This window comes from Allomesorhizobium camelthorni, assembly GCF_011045125.1.
Taxonomy (GTDB): domain Bacteria; phylum Pseudomonadota; class Alphaproteobacteria; order Rhizobiales; family Rhizobiaceae; genus Allomesorhizobium; species Allomesorhizobium camelthorni.
In genome coordinates this window covers 444,956-464,020 of sequence record NZ_JAAKZF010000001.1, presented here as the reverse complement: position 1 = coordinate 464,020, position 19,065 = coordinate 444,956, and the positions used below count along the sequence as shown (strand labels likewise).

General features: G+C 62.1%; 21 protein-coding genes. 5 read left to right on the top strand and 16 right to left on the bottom strand.

Annotated elements, in window-relative coordinates:
- Positions 1-8: 8 nt before the first annotated feature.
- Both G6N73_RS02385 and G6N73_RS02380 read right to left on the bottom strand, forming a co-directional pair.
- Positions 9-374, bottom strand: coding sequence for an Arm DNA-binding domain-containing protein (locus tag G6N73_RS02385; RefSeq protein WP_165022729.1), 366 nt, complete (start codon positions 372-374; stop codon positions 9-11).
- Positions 375-709: 335 nt separating this feature from the next.
- On the bottom strand, positions 710-1,078 hold the full coding sequence (locus G6N73_RS02380; protein ID WP_206078596.1) for a winged helix-turn-helix transcriptional regulator: 369 nt from the start codon (positions 1,076-1,078) through the stop codon (positions 710-712).
- Positions 1,079-1,234: 156 nt separating this feature from the next.
- Between G6N73_RS02380 and G6N73_RS02375 the strand changes: the two genes are divergently transcribed.
- Together G6N73_RS02375 and G6N73_RS02370 are read left to right on the top strand one after the other, a co-directional pair.
- Positions 1,235-1,570 (top strand): VOC family protein, encoded by a 336-nt coding sequence (locus tag G6N73_RS02375; protein ID WP_165022726.1) that lies wholly within the window; start codon positions 1,235-1,237, stop codon positions 1,568-1,570.
- A gap of 43 nt (positions 1,571-1,613) precedes the next feature.
- Complete coding sequence (locus G6N73_RS02370) at positions 1,614-2,006, top strand: MAPEG family protein (RefSeq protein WP_206078595.1); 393 nt, start codon at positions 1,614-1,616, stop codon at positions 2,004-2,006.
- A gap of 482 nt (positions 2,007-2,488) precedes the next feature.
- Here the strand turns inward: G6N73_RS02370 and G6N73_RS02360 are convergent, their stop codons facing one another.
- From G6N73_RS02360 to G6N73_RS02340, 5 genes are all read right to left on the bottom strand, one after another.
- Positions 2,489-2,680, bottom strand: a complete 192-nt coding sequence (locus G6N73_RS02360) for a hypothetical protein (RefSeq protein WP_165022724.1) — start codon at positions 2,678-2,680, stop codon at positions 2,489-2,491.
- A gap of 59 nt (positions 2,681-2,739) precedes the next feature.
- Complete coding sequence (minE, locus tag G6N73_RS02355) at positions 2,740-3,009, bottom strand: cell division topological specificity factor MinE (protein ID WP_165022722.1); 270 nt, start codon at positions 3,007-3,009, stop codon at positions 2,740-2,742.
- Positions 3,006-3,821, bottom strand: a complete 816-nt coding sequence (gene minD / locus G6N73_RS02350) for a septum site-determining protein MinD (RefSeq protein ID WP_165022720.1) — start codon at positions 3,819-3,821, stop codon at positions 3,006-3,008. Before minD ends, minE begins: the two co-directional genes overlap by 4 nt.
- A 30-nt stretch (positions 3,822-3,851) precedes the next feature.
- Positions 3,852-4,595, bottom strand: a complete 744-nt coding sequence (minC, locus tag G6N73_RS02345) for a septum site-determining protein MinC (protein WP_165022717.1) — start codon at positions 4,593-4,595, stop codon at positions 3,852-3,854.
- Between the two features lie 123 nt (positions 4,596-4,718).
- Positions 4,719-5,867, bottom strand: a complete 1,149-nt coding sequence (locus G6N73_RS02340) for an acyltransferase family protein (RefSeq protein WP_165022715.1) — start codon at positions 5,865-5,867, stop codon at positions 4,719-4,721.
- 198 nt (positions 5,868-6,065) lie between these two features.
- Between G6N73_RS02340 and G6N73_RS02335 the strand changes: the two genes are divergently transcribed.
- Positions 6,066-6,842, top strand: coding sequence for a metallophosphoesterase (locus tag G6N73_RS02335; RefSeq protein WP_165022714.1), 777 nt, complete (start codon positions 6,066-6,068; stop codon positions 6,840-6,842).
- A gap of 15 nt (positions 6,843-6,857) precedes the next feature.
- On the opposite strand, the gene G6N73_RS02330 is transcribed toward G6N73_RS02335, so the two are convergent.
- The 8 genes from G6N73_RS02330 to G6N73_RS02295 all read right to left on the bottom strand — a co-directional run bounded on the left by G6N73_RS02330 (position 6,858) and on the right by G6N73_RS02295 (position 15,792).
- Complete coding sequence (locus G6N73_RS02330) at positions 6,858-9,143, bottom strand: polysaccharide biosynthesis tyrosine autokinase (protein WP_281352817.1); 2,286 nt, start codon at positions 9,141-9,143, stop codon at positions 6,858-6,860.
- A 220-nt stretch (positions 9,144-9,363) separates the two neighbouring features.
- A complete protein-coding gene (locus tag G6N73_RS02325) occupies positions 9,364-10,260 on the bottom strand; it encodes a UTP--glucose-1-phosphate uridylyltransferase (protein ID WP_165022709.1) in 897 nt (298 codons plus the stop codon).
- A 50-nt stretch (positions 10,261-10,310) separates the two neighbouring features.
- Entirely contained in the window at positions 10,311-11,273 is a 963-nt protein-coding gene (locus G6N73_RS02320; RefSeq protein ID WP_165022706.1) for a glycosyltransferase family 2 protein, read from the bottom strand.
- Entirely contained in the window at positions 11,263-12,213 is a 951-nt protein-coding gene (locus G6N73_RS02315) for a glycosyltransferase family 2 protein (RefSeq protein ID WP_165022703.1), read from the bottom strand. The genes G6N73_RS02320 and G6N73_RS02315 overlap by 11 nt, the downstream gene beginning before the upstream one ends.
- Positions 12,210-13,235: a glycosyltransferase family 2 protein gene (locus G6N73_RS02310; RefSeq protein WP_281352816.1), complete on the bottom strand. Its 1,026-nt coding sequence runs from the start codon at positions 13,233-13,235 to the stop codon at positions 12,210-12,212. The genes G6N73_RS02315 and G6N73_RS02310 overlap by 4 nt, the downstream gene beginning before the upstream one ends.
- Entirely contained in the window at positions 13,235-14,410 is a 1,176-nt protein-coding gene (locus G6N73_RS02305; RefSeq protein WP_165022700.1) for a glycosyltransferase family 4 protein, read from the bottom strand. The genes G6N73_RS02310 and G6N73_RS02305 overlap by 1 nt, the downstream gene beginning before the upstream one ends.
- A gap of 23 nt (positions 14,411-14,433) precedes the next feature.
- Complete coding sequence (gene exoK / locus G6N73_RS02300; RefSeq protein ID WP_425484034.1) at positions 14,434-15,207, bottom strand: endo-1,3-1,4-beta-glycanase ExoK; 774 nt, start codon at positions 15,205-15,207, stop codon at positions 14,434-14,436.
- A gap of 201 nt (positions 15,208-15,408) precedes the next feature.
- The gene (locus G6N73_RS02295) at positions 15,409-15,792 is read right to left on the bottom strand and encodes a hypothetical protein (protein WP_165022697.1); all 384 of its coding nucleotides are present in this window, start codon (positions 15,790-15,792) and stop codon (positions 15,409-15,411) included.
- A 323-nt stretch (positions 15,793-16,115) separates the two neighbouring features.
- Here G6N73_RS02295 and G6N73_RS02290 point away from each other — a divergent pair, with 323 nt between their 5' ends.
- Together G6N73_RS02290 and G6N73_RS02285 are read left to right on the top strand one after the other, a co-directional pair.
- Entirely contained in the window at positions 16,116-17,075 is a 960-nt protein-coding gene (locus G6N73_RS02290; RefSeq protein WP_165022694.1) for a glycosyltransferase family 2 protein, read from the top strand.
- Between the two features lie 12 nt (positions 17,076-17,087).
- Positions 17,088-18,038 (top strand): polysaccharide pyruvyl transferase family protein, encoded by a 951-nt coding sequence (locus G6N73_RS02285; protein ID WP_165022691.1) that lies wholly within the window; start codon positions 17,088-17,090, stop codon positions 18,036-18,038.
- On the opposite strand, the gene G6N73_RS02280 is transcribed toward G6N73_RS02285, so the two are convergent.
- On the bottom strand, positions 18,029-19,030 hold the full coding sequence (locus G6N73_RS02280) for a glycosyltransferase family 2 protein (protein WP_165022688.1): 1,002 nt from the start codon (positions 19,028-19,030) through the stop codon (positions 18,029-18,031). The genes G6N73_RS02285 and G6N73_RS02280 overlap by 10 nt on opposite strands.
- Between the last annotated feature and the right edge of the window lie 35 nt (positions 19,031-19,065).

Below are 19,065 nucleotides of genomic sequence, written 5' to 3'. Positions count from 1 at the left end.
ATCAATCGTTAACGAAACTTATGACACAGTAAGACTAGGCCCTTTTCAGTCATCGTCAGATAGTCTTCGCACAGCTCGCGTACCGTTAATGACCGACGGCGCGCCGTTCGATCTCCGGCCGGATCTCTTCCTTTCACAACGCTCCCAAGCTCGGCCATGGCGAGCTTGCGGGCCTGCTCCACGGTGATAGGGCCATGCCGTCCGATAGTCATCCGCCGCCGCATCCCGTTGGGACTTCGATAGTCGACGAAGTAGGTGCGCGTGCCGCTCGGCTGGACAAAGATGCCAAAACCCTTGAGTTCGCTGCACCAGATTGTGAACTGCTTCTCACGCGGTGTGGCGTTATCGATGACCGTCTTGGTCAGCTTTGGCATAGTCGCTCCTTACTCACCATAAACTCACCAAAAGCGGGCAAGCCATGGAGTAAGACAGCGTAGCGCTGAGAAACCGCAATTTCAGTAAGCTATTGTGTTACAACGGAATTATCGAACTATAGCGAACTCTGGCGAACTTCCTTCGGGCCGCATTGCTCGCCCTCCGAAGGCAGAGGTCACAGGTTCGAATCCTGTCGGGTGCGCCAAATCTGCGCTACAGCACGATTGCCCACGAAATCCGTGAGCGCACACTCAGTTTCGACGCGGTCCGTCGCAATTTGATGATCCTGTGCGGCACTTCCCCAAGCCGGCGTCGCAAGCGAGATGCGGGCGCGCTATTCGCCGACGGGTTTGGGCAACTCGTCCCTGATTTCCTTTGCGAGCGCTTTGGGGTTCCTTTTCAAGGCGCGTTCGAAGCGAACGGGGACCTCCGTCTCCGGGTCCCATTGAGCGGACCACGCAATCATCGCAAGAAGCACGGGTACGAGGTCGACTCCCTTGGGAGTGAGCGAGTAGATCGTGCGCGCGGCGTTTTCTGGATCTTGCTGCCGGTTCACGATGCCAGCGGCCTCGAGCTGGATCAGCCTCGATGCCAGAATATTGGTCGCAATGCCCTCGCCGGCTTCCAGGAAGTCGCGGTAACGGCGCGCACCCTTCAGTGCGAGGTCCCTGAGGATCAGCAGCTTCCACCGGTCGCCGATCATTGCGGCAGCGTATCGAATCGGACAGCCGCACCATTCATCCAACTTCTTCGCCATGAACACAGCGTAGAGCGATCGTCTACCGCTTGCAAATCGCAAGTTCGAATGCTACCCGTTGAGACGCTTGCAATTTGCAAGTTCAAAATGCAGGAGTGCTTCATGACCTCACCGATTGCCTGGTTCGATAACCAATCCGGGGATGCCGGCCTGACGGCGGAATTCTACGCCAAGACGCTTGGTCTCAGCGTGCGGCAAGGTCCTGGATTTCCGATGCTCGTCTTGGGCGACACGCCATTTGCGAGCGTGTCCGCGAGCGCGAAGGAGCGCAATGGCTGGATTCCTTATTTTGAGGTCGCCGACATCGAGGCTTCCGAAGCCAAGGCGCGCGAGAGCGGCGGCGAAGTCGTTGAAGAGCGCCAGCGCGGCCCTGCGGGCGAATTCGTCATCGTTAGGGATCCAGGCGGCACGCTCTTCGCGCTGTGGAAGCGCGGCTGATCGCAGAGATTCTGCACGAGTTTCGAGAGAGGGAGGCATTAGCTTGCCGATTGTCATCACACCAATTTTCATCGGCCTGTTCGTGATCGTGCAGGTGCCTCTGACATTGATCGTTGGCATGCGCCGTGTGCAGACCGGGATTCGCTTCTTCGGCGGCGATGACGATGTCTTGCTGCGACGCATGCGGGCACATGGCAATTATACCGAGACCGTGCCGATCGCGCTGCTCGCGATGGGATGCGCCGAAGTTCTCGGGATGCCCAGCGCAGCGCTATGGGTTGGCGGCGGCTTCCTGGCCGCCGGCCGAATCGCTCATGCCACAGAAATCCTCCGGTCGGGATGGGGTCCTGGCCGATCCGGCGGCATGGTGCTGACCTTTCTCGCGATGCTTGAGTTCGGCGCCTGGAGCCTGTGGCGCTCGCTTTTTCAGATCTGACTGCGCAGGAGTTAGAACCGATCCCGACTGCATCGCCCCGTCCACCAGCCGGCACGCGCCAAAGGCCGACTGCGCGCGGCCGGTGGAGGTCGTGATCTGCGTAGTGAATGCTGCGAGCTCTGGATACTTCCGGATGTTGTCGCGCACTTGCGGCTGCGATGTCATAGTGGTGCAGCGGAAACGTAGTGATCAGCTTCATCTACGCTGGGGCGCCAAAAACCCTTTTGTACGGCACGGAGACATGGGTAACAGATTGTCCCTAAGACATGGGTGACACTTTCGGCCCGAAAGGGTTCTCGAGTGTTTCCAGTCTGCATGTTTCATCGTCGAAATACCCCAGATCATGGTCCATGAAGCTGGCTAGCCAGATTCGGTCGTCGATCTGCTTGACGCCGACGGTCTGGCCGGCGAAGACCTGGCTGAGATTGATCTTCTCGTGATTGTAGCAGATGCGCCCGCAGGTGGGCGCGACAGTGGCTGCGTTAGACGCAGTCTGATCGTCCGTCGTGCAGAGTCGGCCGGACCGGAGTGCTGACCGCCTCCTCGCAAAGTTCCACGTGCTTGGCCAATGCCTCCTTGGACAGGCATGCGCTGATCGTGCTGATGTCGCGCCTTTGGAACTTAGGCATCTGCTGGAGTTCCTTGAGCCGCTCGAGAAGTGCAAGCCGGGTCATGCTCGTCTCCTTTGGTCGATTCGGCGGCTGTGACGCCGCCACGGTGTGCCGGGCTGCCGTCATGCCGCCCGCAGTTTCGCGGACAGGGGGATTTCGACATCGATTTCCAGCGTCGAAACCTTTTCTCCGCGGTCCATCTTCACGGTGACCTTGTCCCGGTCGATCTTCACATGCTTGCCGATGACTGAGAGAATCTCCTCCCGAAGGCGCACCACCAGGTCCGACTGGCCTACCGATGACCGCTCGTGGGCGAGCAGAACCTGCAGGCGCTCGCGTGCCTTCGGAGCCGACGAAGAACTCTGCTTGCTGAAGAAATCGAAGAACTTCATGCCGCTCTCCTTCCGAATATCTTGCCGAACAAGCCGCGCCTTTCGCCCGGGATGGAAATCGGCACCGTTTCGCCAGCGAGCCGGCGTGCGGCGTCGAGATAGGCCAATGCAGGCGCACTGCGGCTATCGGCGAGCGTGACCGGTGCGCCGAGGTTGGAGGCGCGCAGGACGTCCATGCTTTCGGGGATAATACCGAGCAGAGGAATCGACAGAATCTCGAGGACGTCATCGACCTTCAGCATATCGCCGCGCTCGGCGCGGTTTGCATCGTAGCGGGTCAGGAGAAGATGCTTTTCCACCCGTTCGCCGCGCTCGGCCCTGGCAGTCTTGGCGTCGAGGAGTCCAATGATGCGATCCGAATCACGGACCGATGAGACTTCCGGATTGGTCACGACGACTGCGATGTCGGCGTGGCGCATCGCCAGGGTCGCACCCCGCTCGATTCCAGCCGGGCTGTCGCATATGATCCAGTCGAAGGATTTCTTCAACTCGTCCATCACCCGCTTGACGCCCTCTGCCGTCAGATTGTCCTTGTCGCGGGTTTGCGACGCCGGCAGCAGGTAAAGCGTCTCCAGCCGCTTGTCGCGGATCAGCGCCTGCGGGAGCTTCGCGTCGCCCTGGATGACATTGACCAGGTCGTAGACGACCCTCCGCTCCGCGCCCATGACGAGGTCGAGATTGCGCAGGCCGACGTCAAAATCCACGACGACTGTCTTCTCGTTCCTCTGTGCCAGCGCGGCGCCGAGCGCGGCGGTGGAAGTCGTCTTGCCGACGCCGCCCTTGCCCGATGTGACCACTATTATTTTCGCCATCCTCGTCTCCTGTTTTGGCCGGCGGCCGGCTTAATTGAGTGTCTTCGCCACGATCGCATCGCCTTCGAGCCAGAGCTGGACAGCCTGTCCGCGAAGCTGGGGCTCCAGATCGTCAGCCGTCTTGTAAAGCCCGTCGATCGCCAGAAGCTCCGCCTCAAGCTTGCTGCAGAAGATGCGAGCCGAGGAATTGCCCACCGACCCCGCCAACGCCCGTCCCCGCAACGTCCCGTAAACATGGATGGAACCGCCGGCGACGATCTCCGCGCCTGATGCCACCGATCCGACAATGGTTACATCGCCTTCGGGGAATACGATCGACTGCCCGGAACGAACGGGCTGGCTGATGATGATCGAAGGCATTGCCCTGACCGGCTGCGGCTCGGGATGATGGACGGATGCTTCGGTTTTGCCGTGGCCGGCGTCGCCGGTCGTTTCTGCCGCCGGGGCTTCGAAATCGGACGCCTCCCGCCCGCCCGTCAGGGCTGGGGGTATGTCGACGCCGAGCAGAGATGAACGTGCGCCATCGACGCCCATGACCCTTACGCTGCGGTTAGCAAGCTCGCCGATCAGTTCCTTCAACTGCGACCGGTCGATGTCGAGACCTCCGACGTCGAGAACGATCGGCCGTCGCAAGAAAAAGCCCGCCGAACGAGCGGCCAAATCGTCGAGCCGGGCCAGCCAGCCGTCGAAGGGCAGTTCCGGAGTAAGCACGAGCGCGAGGAAGGAGCGGCCTTTGAGGCGGATGGGGCGGGTGTCGGTTAGCACGTTGTTCATGTTCGTTAATTTTCCGTTGCATCAGGTCTAGGCGGAGGATGGTTAACGAATAGTTAACACTCACGCCTGGAGCCGGAGAGATCGTAAGTGGATGGGCCCAGCTGTGATTATCAGATCACACCCTCACCGGGTTTGTGCCGGCGCCCTTTCCATCCTGGCGGCTGAACGGGATCGCAGGCGATGGCCGGCGTTGAACAGGAAAATCAGCAATGCGGAGCGGTTTATGATGTTCAGCCCGATGATTGCGGCGATGACGGCAAGGCAGGGCAGCGTGAAAAAAGTGATCGGGAACAGATCCGAGCCGTAATTTCCGAAGGCGCGCCGGAAGATGATGCCGCCGAAGTTGAACAGGATCGCGTGGCTGCAGAACAGGAAGAACGCATAGGGCTCGAACCGAATGAACAGTTCCGACAGCGCGGATCGCCGAATGGGTCCGGTCAGCTTCCAGAAACCCGCCGCGACCGTCACCCGCAGCAGCGTGTCGAGCGTCAGCCGCAGCGTGTCGTTCATCTCCGACAGCAAAATGCGCTCGATGCGGATGGTGATGAAAATCGCCGCCATGGCGACGAGGCCGATGGTGAGGAAATTCGCGATGCGGTCGATTCCCTCCTCGCTGGCGCCGGCGATCCGCAGCCACATGCCGAGCCCGAAGAACAGCATGAGCTGCGGCCTTTGCAGGATGTAGAGGATCTCGCCGAACAGCGTGAAGGCGACCAGCGCCAGAATGGTCGCGACCGGAAAGCGGCGCAGCCCCTGATAGAGAATCGGCGCGAACAGGCAGCAGACGAACAGGTCCCGCAGGAACCACAGCGGAACGACAAGCGGCCATCCGGTCACGGCAAGGAGCGCGTTGGCCATGCCGGTCGCGCTGAATTCAGGCATGTCCTTCCAATTGCCGGAAACGACGCCATAGCCGGCAAGAAGCGCCAGCATAAGCAGGTTCCAGGCGATCAGGGGCACTACGAGCGTCCTGAACTTGGAGACCATCAGTCGCCCAGCTGCGGCCTTCAGCAGGCTGGAGACGATGAAATAGCCTGAGACGACGCTGAGCAGGGAAACGGAACTCAAACCCATCAGCCGCGTCAGTATGAAGTAGACGATGTCGAAGAAACCGGCGTCGCGGTCATAGACGTTTTCGGCGATGCCGGCCTGGACGTGAACGAAAGTCATGAAGAAGATGCACAGCGACCGCGCGATCTTGATGCGGTCCGACATGGCCTTTCCGACGGGCGCGACAGCGTCATGCGCAAGGGAGGCGGGCTTGATGATCATGTGCATCTCCTCAAACCGGTGGTCGACGGACCACTTCCGGCGTCGTCACGGGGGTCGAGGGCAAGCATGCCCCGGGACGGACAGAGCGGATGGTCCAAATGCGCGAACTGTGGCATTCACACCGTTCGCCGGTTTACGAAATGTGGCGCGCCCGCCGGGAAGGCTGGCGAGCGCGGGCAGCAACAGCAAGGGCCTTCGATGAGAAAGCTTGCAGGGCTTCTGGGCCTGCACACAAATGCGGACAGGGAGCGCAGGGCGCGACTGAGGCTGGATACTGCCGGCATCGCAATCTATGCGGTGGGCGACGTCCATGGCTGTCTCGACCAACTGCTTTCGCTCGAGAGCGCAATCGTGGCGGACGGCAAGAATTTGCCGGGCCGCAAGCTCATCATCATGCTCGGCGATTATGTCGACCGGGGTCCCGCCTCGTCGCAGGTCATCGATCACCTGCTCGCGCCGCCGCCCGCCGGCTTCGAGCGTATCTGCCTTGCCGGCAACCATGAAGTCGTGATGCTCGATTACATCGACGGACGGCTCGGGCTGGCGGATTGGATGAGCATGGGTGCGGCCTCCACGCTGCTTTCCTACGGCATCGATCATGACCGCCTCGTCCAGATCTACCGATCCAGCCGGCAGATCGACGAGGTGATCAGGAAGACAATTCCGGCCGCGCACATCGCATTCCTGCGATCGTTGCCGATCCTCGTCGAGGCGAAGCGCTTTATTTTCGTGCATGCCGGCATCCGGCCCGAGCTCGACCTCGAGCGGCAGTCCGATTATGACCTCGCCTTCATCCGCTCGGAATTTTACGAACGTGCCCACCTGCTCAAGAAGTATGTGGTGCATGGCCACACGCCTGTTGCCGAGGCGAAGCGGGACGGCATGCGCGTCAACATCGACACCGGGGCGGTCTTCGGCGGCAGGCTGACCGCGCTCCGAATCTGGCAGGACAGGGGGTTTTACCTGACCAACTGACCGGCCGGGCATCCGTCAGGCCTTTCCGTTCATGCCCGCCTGCTCGACATAGTAGGAGGAGTAGCGGTCGAGATACTGCTCCGAGCCGCCAAACGACCCGTAGCGCGCCAGCTTCTTCATGTCCGTCTTGTTGAGGATGATCCCAAGGAGCTTGGCTGCGACCTGCGGTTCTGCTTGCAGCGTGGCGCGAACCAGCGCGCGCGGCGTCGCGCCCCATTCGGCAACCATCACGAAGCCGTCCGTCAGCGGAGCGAATGCCTTGGCGTCCACGACCGGTCCGAGCGGCGGCAGGTCGACTATGATGTAGTCGTAGGCGGTGCGCGCGTCTTCGATAAGGTCGTGCATGCCAGGCCCCGAAAGCAGTTCGCTGGTGTGCGACAGCCGCCCGCGCACGACGGCGGGAATGATGGCAAGCCTGGTCGAGCGGTCAACCATCACCGTGCTTCGCCAGGGCTGGTCGCCGACGATCGCCTCGACCAACCCCTTGTCGGGGGCCAGCGACAGGCCTCGGCTCAGCCCGGGATTCCTGAGATCGCCGTCAATCAGCAGCGTCCTTGCGCCATGGGAAGCGAGCAGGCCGGCGAAATTTGCCGCAACGGTGGTCTTGCCTTCATGCGGCAGCACCGAGACGAAGCCGATCACCTTGCACTGCTTGCCCTGAAGGACGACGTCGCTGGCGATCTTGGCGTTGCGCAGCGTTTCGGCGAACGAGGAGGCCGGGGCGTTGATGGCGACCCGCAATATGCGCGGGGTGACGGAGCCGGTCTGTTCCCGCGGCTGATGTTTTGTGCCGGCGTCGTTCGGCTTGGCCGCGGTGAGGCGAGCGCTGACGATCGGCAGATAGCCGAGGAAGTTGATGTTGAGCGCTGAGCGGACATCGTCGCCGGTACGGAAAAATCGCTCGCGAAACTCCTGGAAGGCTCCGACGGCGGCCCCGCCGAAGAGGCCGAGCACAAGCGAAAGGCCAAGCACCAGGCTTTTGCGGGGGCTCGATGCGGCCACAGGATCATTGGCCTCGGAGATCACGCGCGCCTCGGCTATGGGAAAAGAGCGCTGCTGCGAAGCCTCCTCGTGGCGCGCCAGAAAGGCCTGGTAGAGCGTCGAAAGGGCGGCGGACTTCTGCTCCAGTTCGCGCAATTGCACAAGCGACTGGCTGGTTTCCGAGCTCAGGCCGGCCATCTGGCCGACATTGTCGCGCAACGAGTTCTCGCGCGCCTTGGCCACCTCGTATTCGTTGCGATAGCTCTCGGTGATCTGCTTCAGTTCCTGGAAGATCCTGCCTTCCAGGCCTGCCTGCTCGCGCCGCAGCGCGACCGCCTGGGCATGGTCTTCGCCGAAGCGGGTGGAAATCTCCTGCTCGCGCTTGGTGACGTTCAGATAGCGCGCCTTGAGATCGTTGATAACGGCGCTGTTGCCGTTGTCGGAGGGGATCGTCGCATTCCTGACGGCGTTTTCCGGACCGCTTTCGATGATCGACTTGAACTGGCTGTAGCGGCCAAGCGCATTGGCCGTATCGGCTTGGGCAAGGATCAACTGGCTGTTCAGGTCGGCGAGCTGCTGCTCGGAAATCAGCTCGCCGCGCGCCGAGGTCAGCCCGTTTTCCGCGCGAAACTTTTCGACCTCGAGGGCTGCGGCCTGTGAACTGTCGCGCAATTCGGCGAGCCTTCCCTGAAGCCAGATCGTAGCGCGCTGGGTGGCGTCGAAATTGGCGTCGAGCTGGTCGGAAAGGTAAGCCTCCGCATAGGCGCGCGTGATCGCGCCGGCAAGCTTGCGGTCGTGGGACCGGAACGCAACGTCGATGACATAACTGCGCCCGGACCGCTCGGCTGTGAGCCCGCTTTGCAGAAGCGCCACCGCCTTGCCGATCTTGGCGTTCTCGACCGAACTGGCTGGAGGCTGCGGGGCAAAGGAAAACAGTCCGGCAATGCTCTTTATCTGGGCCTTCGTCCATCCGATCGGCGACTGGGGCGGGTTCAGGAAAGCTTCGTTCTCATGCAGTTTCTCTGCAAGCACGACGGCATGGGCAAGACGGGCCGACTTCAGAATCTCGACCTCGGTGGAAACCGTCGAATCCGCCTGGATATGGGCAGGGCCTGAATCTTTCTCCTCCGCGAATTTGGTCAGGCTGTCGTCAAGCAGGATACGTGTCGCCGCGGTGTATTCGGCCGGCGTGAAGACAAGATAGAGGACGCCGAGCATGAGGCCGATCGCGGCGCAAAGCGCCACGACCCTCGCCTGCCGGATCGCGATCGCGGCCAGCCGCTCCAGGTCGATGAAGCGGTCGGCATCTTCGGATGCCATCGACAGTCTGCTAGTCGGCGGAAAGCTTCTCTGATGCATGTTCCTCGCAGGCGCCGCGCGCCACTTTTTGGTTTCTAGCTGCCATTCTGGAGCCGCGACGCGGCATCAAACATGTTCATCGGGCGAGAATGCGGTTTGGCGCTGTCCGCGACGACAGTCCTGGTCTGATCGCGTAGACACAGCCGGACGCCCGGTCCGGCTGTGTCGACGGCTTGCGTGGTCAGGCCGCTTCGGCGGGCCGTTCCTCGGCGGCGATCATTTCTGCTATCGGCCCAAAGACCAGGTCGCGTATGTCGGCACGGCCGAGCGCGAAGGCCACATTCGCCTGGATGAAGCCTTCCTTCGAGCCGCAGTCGAACATGCGCCCGTCGAACGAGTGCGCATGGAAAGGCTGGCTGCCGGCGAGCCGCTTCATCGCGTCGGTGAGCTGAATCTCGTTGCCCGCACCGCGTTCCTGCGTGCCGAGCAGCTCGAACACTTCAGGCTGCAGGATATAGCGTCCGTTGATGTAGTAGTTGGAGGGAGCAACCGCCGGAGCCGGCTTCTCGACCATCTCGGTCACGGCAAATCCCGTGCCGACGTCCTGGCCCTTGCCGACGATGCCGTATTTGTTTGTCTCGGTCGGGTCGCATTGCTCGACGGCGATGACATTGCCGCCGGTCTGCCCGTAAAGCTCCATGGCGCCGGCAAGGCACCCTCTTTTTCCGAACGACACCATGTCCGGCAGAAGCAGGGCGAAGGGCTCGTCGCCGACGAGATCGCGGGCGCACCAGACCGCGTGGCCGAGGCCGTGCGGCGCCTGCTGCCGGGTGAAGCTCACGGCTCCCGCCGGCAGTTGCATCTTCTGCAGCGATGCGAGCTGCTCGCGCTTTCCCGACTGGGTGAGTGTGTCGAGCAGTTCCGGCTGGATGTCGAAGTAGTCCTCGATCACGTGCTTGTTGCGCCCGGTGACGAAGACGATGTGCTCTATGCCGGCTTCCAGGGCCTCGTCGACGGCATACTGCACGACGGGACGATCGACCACGGTCAGCATTTCCTTCGGCATGGCCTTTGTGGCCGGAAGGAACCGCGTTCCAAGACCGGCTACCGGTATCACTGCTTTTCTGACTCTTTTCATCTCAGCATCCCTGTGGATATTGTGCCGCCCCGCCCAATTCCATGTTTCGTTTATCCGGTCTGATCGAGCGCCTTTTCGAAGTGGAAAGACGTGCCCAGCCGCCGCAGCCTTGCTGCGATCGGCATTTTCAGATGCCTGACCGCCATCGGGTCGCGCAGGGCGGCTCTCATCGCCTTCAGCGGCGCGCGCTGCTTCAGGTGCTGCACCAGCGTGAGAAAGGACGCCGCCTGTTCAAGGCTGCGGGTGCGCCTCGCCTGCGCGGCGTTCGCGGCGGCATCCAGCGGATGCTCCCGCAGGAATGCTGCGTCGGCGGCAAGCATCGCCTCGACATGGTGCAGTTCGAGCACGCGCGAGATCGAGCCTGCGCGAATGTGATAGGCGTAGCCCGGCAGGGGATCGACGGCGCAGCGGCCGCCCTTCGCCAGCGCCGAGGCGAGAAAAATATAGTCCTCGCCGATGCGCAGCGCCTCGTCGTAGCGCAGCGCGTTGTGTTCGAGGAAGCGGCGTTCGAAGATCGGTTTCATGTACCCGAACGAAAAAGTCTCCTCAAACAGCAGGTTCGCCGCGATGAATTCGGCAAGGGTGAGTTCTGGAAATCTTTCGAGCACTGCTGGCGCAAACATTGTCGTCTTCGCGCCGCTCGCCTCCTGCACCACGTCGAGATTGTCGACGGCGATCTGGGCGTCGGATTTTTCGGCGCGCCGGATCATGCGGGCAAGGCGGTCCGGATAAACCGCGTCGTCGGAATCGAGCACAGCGATCCAGCGGCCCCGCGCGGCTGCCAAGCCTGCATTGCGCGCGCCGCCCGGTCCGCGATTCTTTTCGAGTTCGACCACCCGCACCTGTTCGGCCGGAAAGGAGCGCGCGACCTCGACGGTCAGGTCGTTCGAGCAATCGTCGACGACCACCACCTCCACGGTCACATCTTGCTGCGCCAAAGCGCTTTCGATGGCGCGCGCGATCGACCGCTCTGCGTTGAACGCGGCAATCACGAAGCTCACGTCAGGCTGCATCGGTACGCCCCCCTGCCGGTTCACCGTATTGGCGGATTTCTCGGACGCCGAGCAGCCCGCTGAGCACGCCTGAATGCATGACGCCGCGCAGAATGGAGCGGTTGCGCCTTTCCGGCAGGGCCGCGAAGGCCGCGGCCGCGGCAAAGCAATAGGCCGCTTTCGCCGCGGCAAGCCCGACCTGGCGGACGACCGCGATTCCCTGCCGCCTTTCGCCGACCAACCTGCCATGAGTCTGCCCGACCCTGAACCGGCGCTTCGTCAACCATGAGAATTGCGTGCGATTGTGCGGAACCGGCTCGTAAACCGTCGCTCGCGGCGCAAAGGCGATCGTGCCGCCTGCCTCGTGCAATTGGGTAAAATATTCGGTGTCCTCGCCGCCCGTGCGGCCACGCGCGAGATTGAAGCGGCGTCCAACGATATGCGGCGAAGCCCGGCGCATCAGGACATTGCTGGAGTAACCGGTGCGGATCTCGCCCTTGACCCAGACTGGGCCGGTCGAATGGAAGTCGCCGCGCCTCATCCAGTCCGGCGCGTCATCGGAATAGACCGCCAGCACCGGGCCGAGCACAACATCTGCACCTGTCGCCTCGGACATCGCGAGCAACTCAACCAGCCATTCCCGCGACGCGGTCTCGTCGTCGTCGATGAAGGCCAGAAAATTGCCGGTGCTGTTTTCGAGGCAGGCGTTGCGGGCGATGGAGATGTTGGATGCCGGGCAGTGGACATAGACGACATCGAACGGAATCTGCGCCGCCAGGGCATAGACCCGTTCCCGTGCGCTTGGCTCGACATCGTTGTCGGCAACGATCACCCGTATCGCGATGTTCGCGGGCACGCTCAGCGCGCCTATCGAGAGGAGCGTGTCATCGAGTTCCTCCCTACGGTAGGTGCAGACGCAGATATCGATCCGCAAAGTCCTTTTCGAAGCGTTTTGCGTCATGCAGCCCGGGCCTCGCTTTTATGGAAATCGAGGATCTGCAGCCAGAATCCCGCCGACCATGCGAGATGCATGACCATGGCCGAGAAGCCGACGAGCGGGCCGTACGGATTACGCTGGCTGATAGCCATCCACACGCCGTAGCCGAGGCACGCCGCCGCCCACAGGCCGGCCGGTATCAGCGCGGCTAGGTTCAGGAACGCCAGCGACATGCCGGCCACGACGGGAAACACCATCAGCGGAATCATCTGCCGGATCTTAGGCATCGCCCGGTGCTTCAGGATGTTCCTGGCGCGGCCCCGGCCATAGCCGAGATACTGCCGGAACAGGGCTGCCACCGACGCGCGCGGGTAATAGATCATGAATGTCTTGTCAGTCATCCAGATGCGGTGCCCGGCCGCCCGCAGCCGGTAGTCAAGCTCCGCGTCCTCATTGTGGCTGAAGCTCTCGTCATAGCCGCCGACGGACCGAAATGCCGAAACGCGCATGAAGGCATGGTGGCCATGGTCGGTCCAGTGGCCCTTGGCGCCATGCCGGTGCGGCGAGCCGCCATTCCCGAGTCTCGAATTCTGGGCCATGGCCGTCGCCTTCTGAAAAGCGCCAAAGCCCATTGTCGCCATGGAAACGACCACTGATTCCGCGCCCGTCGCCTCGGCGTCCTCGATCAGACGATCGCAATAATCCTCGGGATAGTCGCCATGCGCGTCGATCCGGATGAAGCTCCGGAATCGGTCGCCGAATGTCTCGACCGCCAGATTGACCGCCGCGCTCTGGATTTTTTTGGCGTTGTGCAGCAGCGACACGCGAGGGTTCGCCGCCGCGATTGCCTTCACGATCTCCTGCGTTCCGTCAGTGCTGCCGCCGTCGACAACCACGATCTTCATGTCGAGACGTTCCGCCGACGGGCTCAGCCGTTCGATCAGGGCCTCGATATGTGCCGCTTCATTCAGGCAGGGAATCACCACCATGCACGGCAATGCCGGCATGGCGTTCGTCTTCTCTCTGCCCGTCTCGCTCATCGACATCACGCCGCCTGCAACACTGGATCGAACGCGGCGGAGCCGGCCAGCGCCTTGAGGCGATCCACCAGCGCCTGGCAGTCGCGGAGATCGCAAACCCATGTCCCGCGATCTTCGGCCAGGATCTTCTGGCGGGCGGCCGCATAGCTGCCGGCATCCATGTCGGCGAGGAGCGAACTCAGCGCCGAAACGGACGCTTCGTCGAGCAGGAGGCCCATGCGGCGATCGGCAAGAAACCGCCCGGTTTCGGTCTGCCTCATCGCGATCGGAACCGCGCCGTAGCGGCAGCCTTCGTAAAGCCGGTTGGGCAGCAGCCAACTCGAATTCAGGCCCTCCTCGAAGAAATCGATGGCCCAGGAAAAATGAACCTCACCATAGATCCGCGCGAGATCTTCCGGGTTGCGGTAGACGCCCTCGAAGCGGATATGCGGTTCGGCGCCGACAAAGGCGTCGAAATCGGGAAATTCGGAATAGGCCGGGCGGCCGCGCAGGACGACCTCGTAACGGCCTTCCATCCACTGTGTGAATTCCGCAAGCAACTCCAGCGATTTGCGGCAGCGCAGCGCCCCGAACCAGCCGATCGTCCATGGCCTGCCCGAAGCTGCAATTTCGTGGCTGCGCATCTCGGCGGGACCGTCGGTCAACTCCAGCACCTTGTTGTGCAGCAGCATGACGGGCGCCTCGATCTGGCCGAGGCGCTGAAAATAATCGCGCAAGAAGGCCGGCGAACTCGTCACCAGCAGCGCGGCGTCCCGGCCAAGCGCCCGCTCAGCGCCGCGCATTACTTTCGAGACCCTATTTTGTCCGAGCAGCAGGCGGTGGATGTCGAGGCATTCATAGACGACAGGAATATCGGCCGAGAGCAGCGTCCTGGCCCGCTTCGCCAGCGCCAGCATTTCAAGATTGCGGCCAATGATGATGTCGGGCTTCGGAATGCCTTTCAGCTTGGCCCGTAGCGACAGCGCGGCCTTGGCGATTGCCACAAGTCGCTGCGCAAACTTGCCGTCTTTGGTCGGCCCCAGATCGATCGGCGAGAGTCCGTCAACGGCGGCGGTCTCCGGGTGTACTGTCCGGCGGAAGCCGGCCAGCGTCACCTTGGCGCCTCCCGCCTGAAGCATGATCACCCGACGGCGCACGGCCGGATCGGAGAGATCGTGCACGAGGTAGAGAACGTGCAGCATGGACATCACCCGCGACCCGCCCGTTAATCCAGCGTGCAAACGATGGATTCGGGAAACTGGCAGGCCTCGCCGGCAGCGGTGAACGCAACCCTGTCGATTTCGGCTGCAACCGGCGCCTCCGGGTCGGCGAATGTGCCCATCCACGATTTCAGCGTGTCGCTGCCCCACAGGCTGACGTAGATTTTCGAGGCATGGCTCGGCAGTTTGGCCGGGTCCGTCGCTTCGCCGACGAGTTCGCCGTTCACATACCAGGTGATGCGGTCTTTCTCCCAGACGAAGGCATAATCGTTGAAGCCCTGGTCGGCGCCTCCGGGGACATCCACCAGCTTTTCCTCGCCGACGCTTTTGCCGTCGACATACTGGTTGATCTGCACCTTCGAGGGGTTCTTGCCGAGAACTTCGAAATCGATCTCGTCATGCGGCTGCTTGTGGACGGGCCCGATATAAGTGAAGAAGCCGGTGTTCAGGCCTGATCCGGCCGCGGCCTTCATTCGGATTTCGTAGGTGCCGTAGCCGAAGCGCTTCTTGGTCTGAACTTCGCCGCACACATAGTCGCGATCTTTCAGCTGTTGCCTGGCAAAGCCGATCCGCAGTGTGCCGTGGGCTACCTTCACCTGGTCCTTGGACCAGGTGCAGTTCTGGTGGTCGCCGTTCGCCCAGCCGTCGGAAACGTACCAGTGCTTTTTGTCCAGGCCGTCGAAATTCTCGACGAAGGATTTTCCCGCCGCGGGTTCTTGCGCCAGCGAAACGGTCGGATTCCATGCGGATGAGATAAGCAGAACTCCGACGCCGAAAATGAGGGAACTGAGATTGATGTTTGCCGTGTTGGTCGCGTTCAAAATCACGTGGCCTACCACCTGTGTCTTGGCGGCGTCCTCCCACGCCGCGGTCTACATCATAGCAAAATGCTGCACTGCACATAGACCGAGGGCAAGATCAGAATGTGACGCCCGCCTGCATTTCCCGGGTGGTTGGCGGTAACTTTTTGTGAGCGTCCGTTAACCCCGGCGTGTCCGCGTGTCGGCTGGGGAAAGGCTATCGCCAGCGTTCTCTTGGGAAAACGCCTCCACCTGCGCGTGGAGATCGGTAACGAAACCGATCTGCTTCTCCAGCGATCGGATGCGTCCTCTGTACCGGATCATTGTGTCGGTCATGTCGTCGATCTTCGACGACATGACGGCCCCGACGCGGTCGTTTTCCAGCGCCTGTTGGGAAAAGGCGGCGTCGGCCGCCACCTTGTCATAGCGGTCGCGAAGTCCGTTCCGCTCGCGCTCCATTTCGGCGCGCAGATCGTCGAGCAGCCTGTGGAGCCGCTGCAATCGGCCCGCATCGGTCTCGCGGTCCCGATTCGGGTTTCGGGTCTGGAAGCGGAACAGCGCCATTTGATTCGATCCTTCGTAGTGTCTTGCCGATGAAATCTGTTGGTGATGTTGTGTGGCGCGCTATCCGGCAACGGCGCCCGCGGGGGAGGTGATACGAGCGAGAAGCGGCACGATGACAAACTTCAGCCCGAATGTGGTTGTCTTGGACGAGACGCTCCCGCCGACATTATTCGTCACAGTTTTCAGGTTAATTGCACGCGACATGGACGAGCACCGTGTTTTATGAGCGGGCCTTGTCCTTATCCGGACCCCGAAAAATGAACCACCGATCGGAGCGTCATTGATAGCACGCGAGCCTCCCTGGATTTTATAAGGCGCAAAAAATGACGAAGTGTACAGTCATCATTCCCTACTACCAGCGAGAGCCCGGCATATTGGCCCGGGCATTGAGGTCGGTGTTTGCGCAATCGCATCCGGATTTCGATGTGATCGTCGTCGACGACGCCTCGCCATCGCCGGTCGAGATTGACCTGGAGGGCTTTTCGCTGGCCGAGCGGGCCCGGATAACCGTTATAAAACAACCGAATGCCGGTCCCGGCGGAGCGCGTAATATGGGCCTCGACCACGTGCCCGCAGACAGCTCCTATGCAGCCTTTCTCGATTCGGACGACGAGTGGACGCCCGATCATCTGAAGAACGCGGTCGCCGGCTTGTCACTTTTTGATGCAGACTGTTACTGGGCCTCGATCACGGGCGGCGAAGACTTCCACTATCATTTCGGAGTGTCGGCGCTGGCCGAAATCACCACGGTCAAGCGGCTTTCCGACGAGCCGCCACTTGTCGAGATTCCGGAACTCGCCGGTGTGATGCTGAAGGACTGGGCCTTTCTTCACCTTTCCTGCATGGTTATCGGCGCAAGCCTGTTTCGGACGGTCCGTTTCGAGGCGGCGCTCAGGCTTGCTGCCGAGGACGTGCTGTTCTTCTACGATTGCGTGCGCGCGGCAAAACGCGTCATCTTGAGCGATGCGGCCGGCGCCACCCGCGGCGAGGGCATCAACATCTTTCACGGCCTCGACAGCGATTCGCCGCTCTTCCTCAAGCAGCAGTTCAATACCTGGGTCGCTCTCGACCGCCTCGAGAGCCGCTTTTCCCACGGGCCGGAAGACAAAGCCTCGATCGAGGCCTACAAGCAAACGGCGCGCCGCCAGGCGCTGTGGGGTCAGATGCGGCTGGTTCGCCGGCGCAAGGCGCCGCAGCTCGGGCTTCTGGCGGAATGGGCCTGGCGCGATCCCAAAATCCTGCGCAGCGCGGTGGAACTCGCTGTCGCCAAGATCTCCCGATAACGAGGAAACCGCATGCACCCTTACTATTGGGAATCCGAACACGGCAATTTTGGCGACGACCTTAATCTCTGGCTCTGGGATTTCCTTCTCCCCGGCTTTCGCGAGATTCACCCCGAAACACTGCTTGTCGGCGTAGGCACCGTTCTCAACGAGGTGCTGCTGCCGAAAGGAACACGGAAACTCGTCGTCGGCAGCGGCTTCGGATATGGCAAGCTGCCGGATTTTTCCGAAGCATCCGAATGGGACATACGCTGCGTCCGCGGCCCGCTGACAGCGGGCAAGCTCGGTCTCGACGCCAGCCTTGGCATCATCGATCCGGCGGTCATGGTCGCCGACATGCCGGAGTTCGCCAACCTGCCCAAGACCGAAGATGCGATCTTCATCCCGCACTGGGAATCGGCGATCGGCGGCATCTGGCCGAAGGTCTGCAAGGCTGCCGGCCTCGCCTATGTCAATCCCTGCGGCGAAGCGAAATCCGTGATTCGGGCAATCGCTCAATCGCGGTTGGTGGTCGCCGAATCCATGCATGCGGCCATACTGGCCGATGCTTTCCGCGTTCCTTGGGTCGCCGTCAGCACTTCGGGCAGCATCAACAGCTTCAAATGGCAGGATTGGGCGGCAACGGTCGGCGTCGCCTATAGCCCTCGCCACGTGCCGGTTTCCACCCGAGCCGAGGCGATCGCCAAGGGCGCGCGCTTTTGGGGTGTTGAGTTCGGCAACAGGGAGCCGCTGCCCGACGATCCCAACAAGCGCAGCTTCGACGAGAGCCTCGTCATGGCGCGCGCCGATCCTCGCCAGTCAGCGCTTCGCACTGCGGCAAAGCAGATGTTGGCGGCGCCGTCCACATTTGCGTTGCGCCAGGCGCGCAAGGCTGAGCCGCAATTGAGCGCAGACGGCGCGCTGGCCGGGCGCAAGGAGCGCTTGCGCGAGGTCCTCGCCGGAATACGCCGCGATTATTTCTGAGCGAGGGTCGCGGGCAGCAGGTAGCGAAGCGCCGCGGGGTCCGCCGTGTCAGGCTTGCGGCGCGCCTTGAAAGCGGCGAGCTTGTCGGCCGCCACGCCGCCGGCGATCGCCGGCACAGCGGACGGGTTTGCCAGGGCGTAAAGCCCCGCGCGCCAGATCCCCGCCTCGGCTTTGATGTCGAGGAAACGGCGCAGTTCATAGCGCCCGCGAATGTGGCGTTCGTGCCTGCGGAGCGCGGCTGCGCTCTCCTTCGGCAGGCCGGGCGCGGCGAGGATGGCCCGGTCGGCCTCGTACAAGCGCTTCAGGTCGAGCGTCCTGTGCCTGCCGCTTAGCGAGTCAGGCCGAACGACCGCGCCGTAGCCGCAGCCGTGGACGATCTTGTAGCGCGCACCGTTCACCAGCGCCCGCGCGTAGAGGTCGTAGTCCTCGCCCAGCCGCAGCTCTTCCTTGTAGCCAAGCCCGTGGCGGTCGAGAAAAGATCGCCGCATGACCGGCTTGAGGAAGCCGATCTCGCCGCGCGAGGCCCCGCGCTTTGAGATGTTGCCTTCGATGAAGCCTTGAAGGTCGAGAAAGCGCGGCGCCGATTCGAATTCCGGCACGGCAGGTTCAACCACGCTGCCCGTTCCGTCGATGAAAACGATATTGTCGGCGACGAAATCCCAGTCATCCCCATCGATAAGCCTGTCGAAGCGACCGGCCAGAAAGAAGTCGTCGGCGTCCAGTATGGCGATCAGCGGGGCTGACGAATGGGCGATTGCGTGGTTTCTGGCAAAGGCCGGCCCCCTGTTGGTCTCGAGCGACAGAACCCGCAGGCGGCCGCTCCCGTCATCGGCCGCCCGCGACGCTTCCGCCGTGCTGTCGGTCGATCCGTCGTCGACAACGACAACTTCCGCGACACGCCCCTCCCGCAGCCCCGACCGGATGGCGCGCGCGATGGTGCCGGAGGCATTCTTGGCGGCAATGATGACGCATACGGTAGCGGGGAATGTCATTTCACACCTCGATCAATCCGTTCCAAACGTAGTGC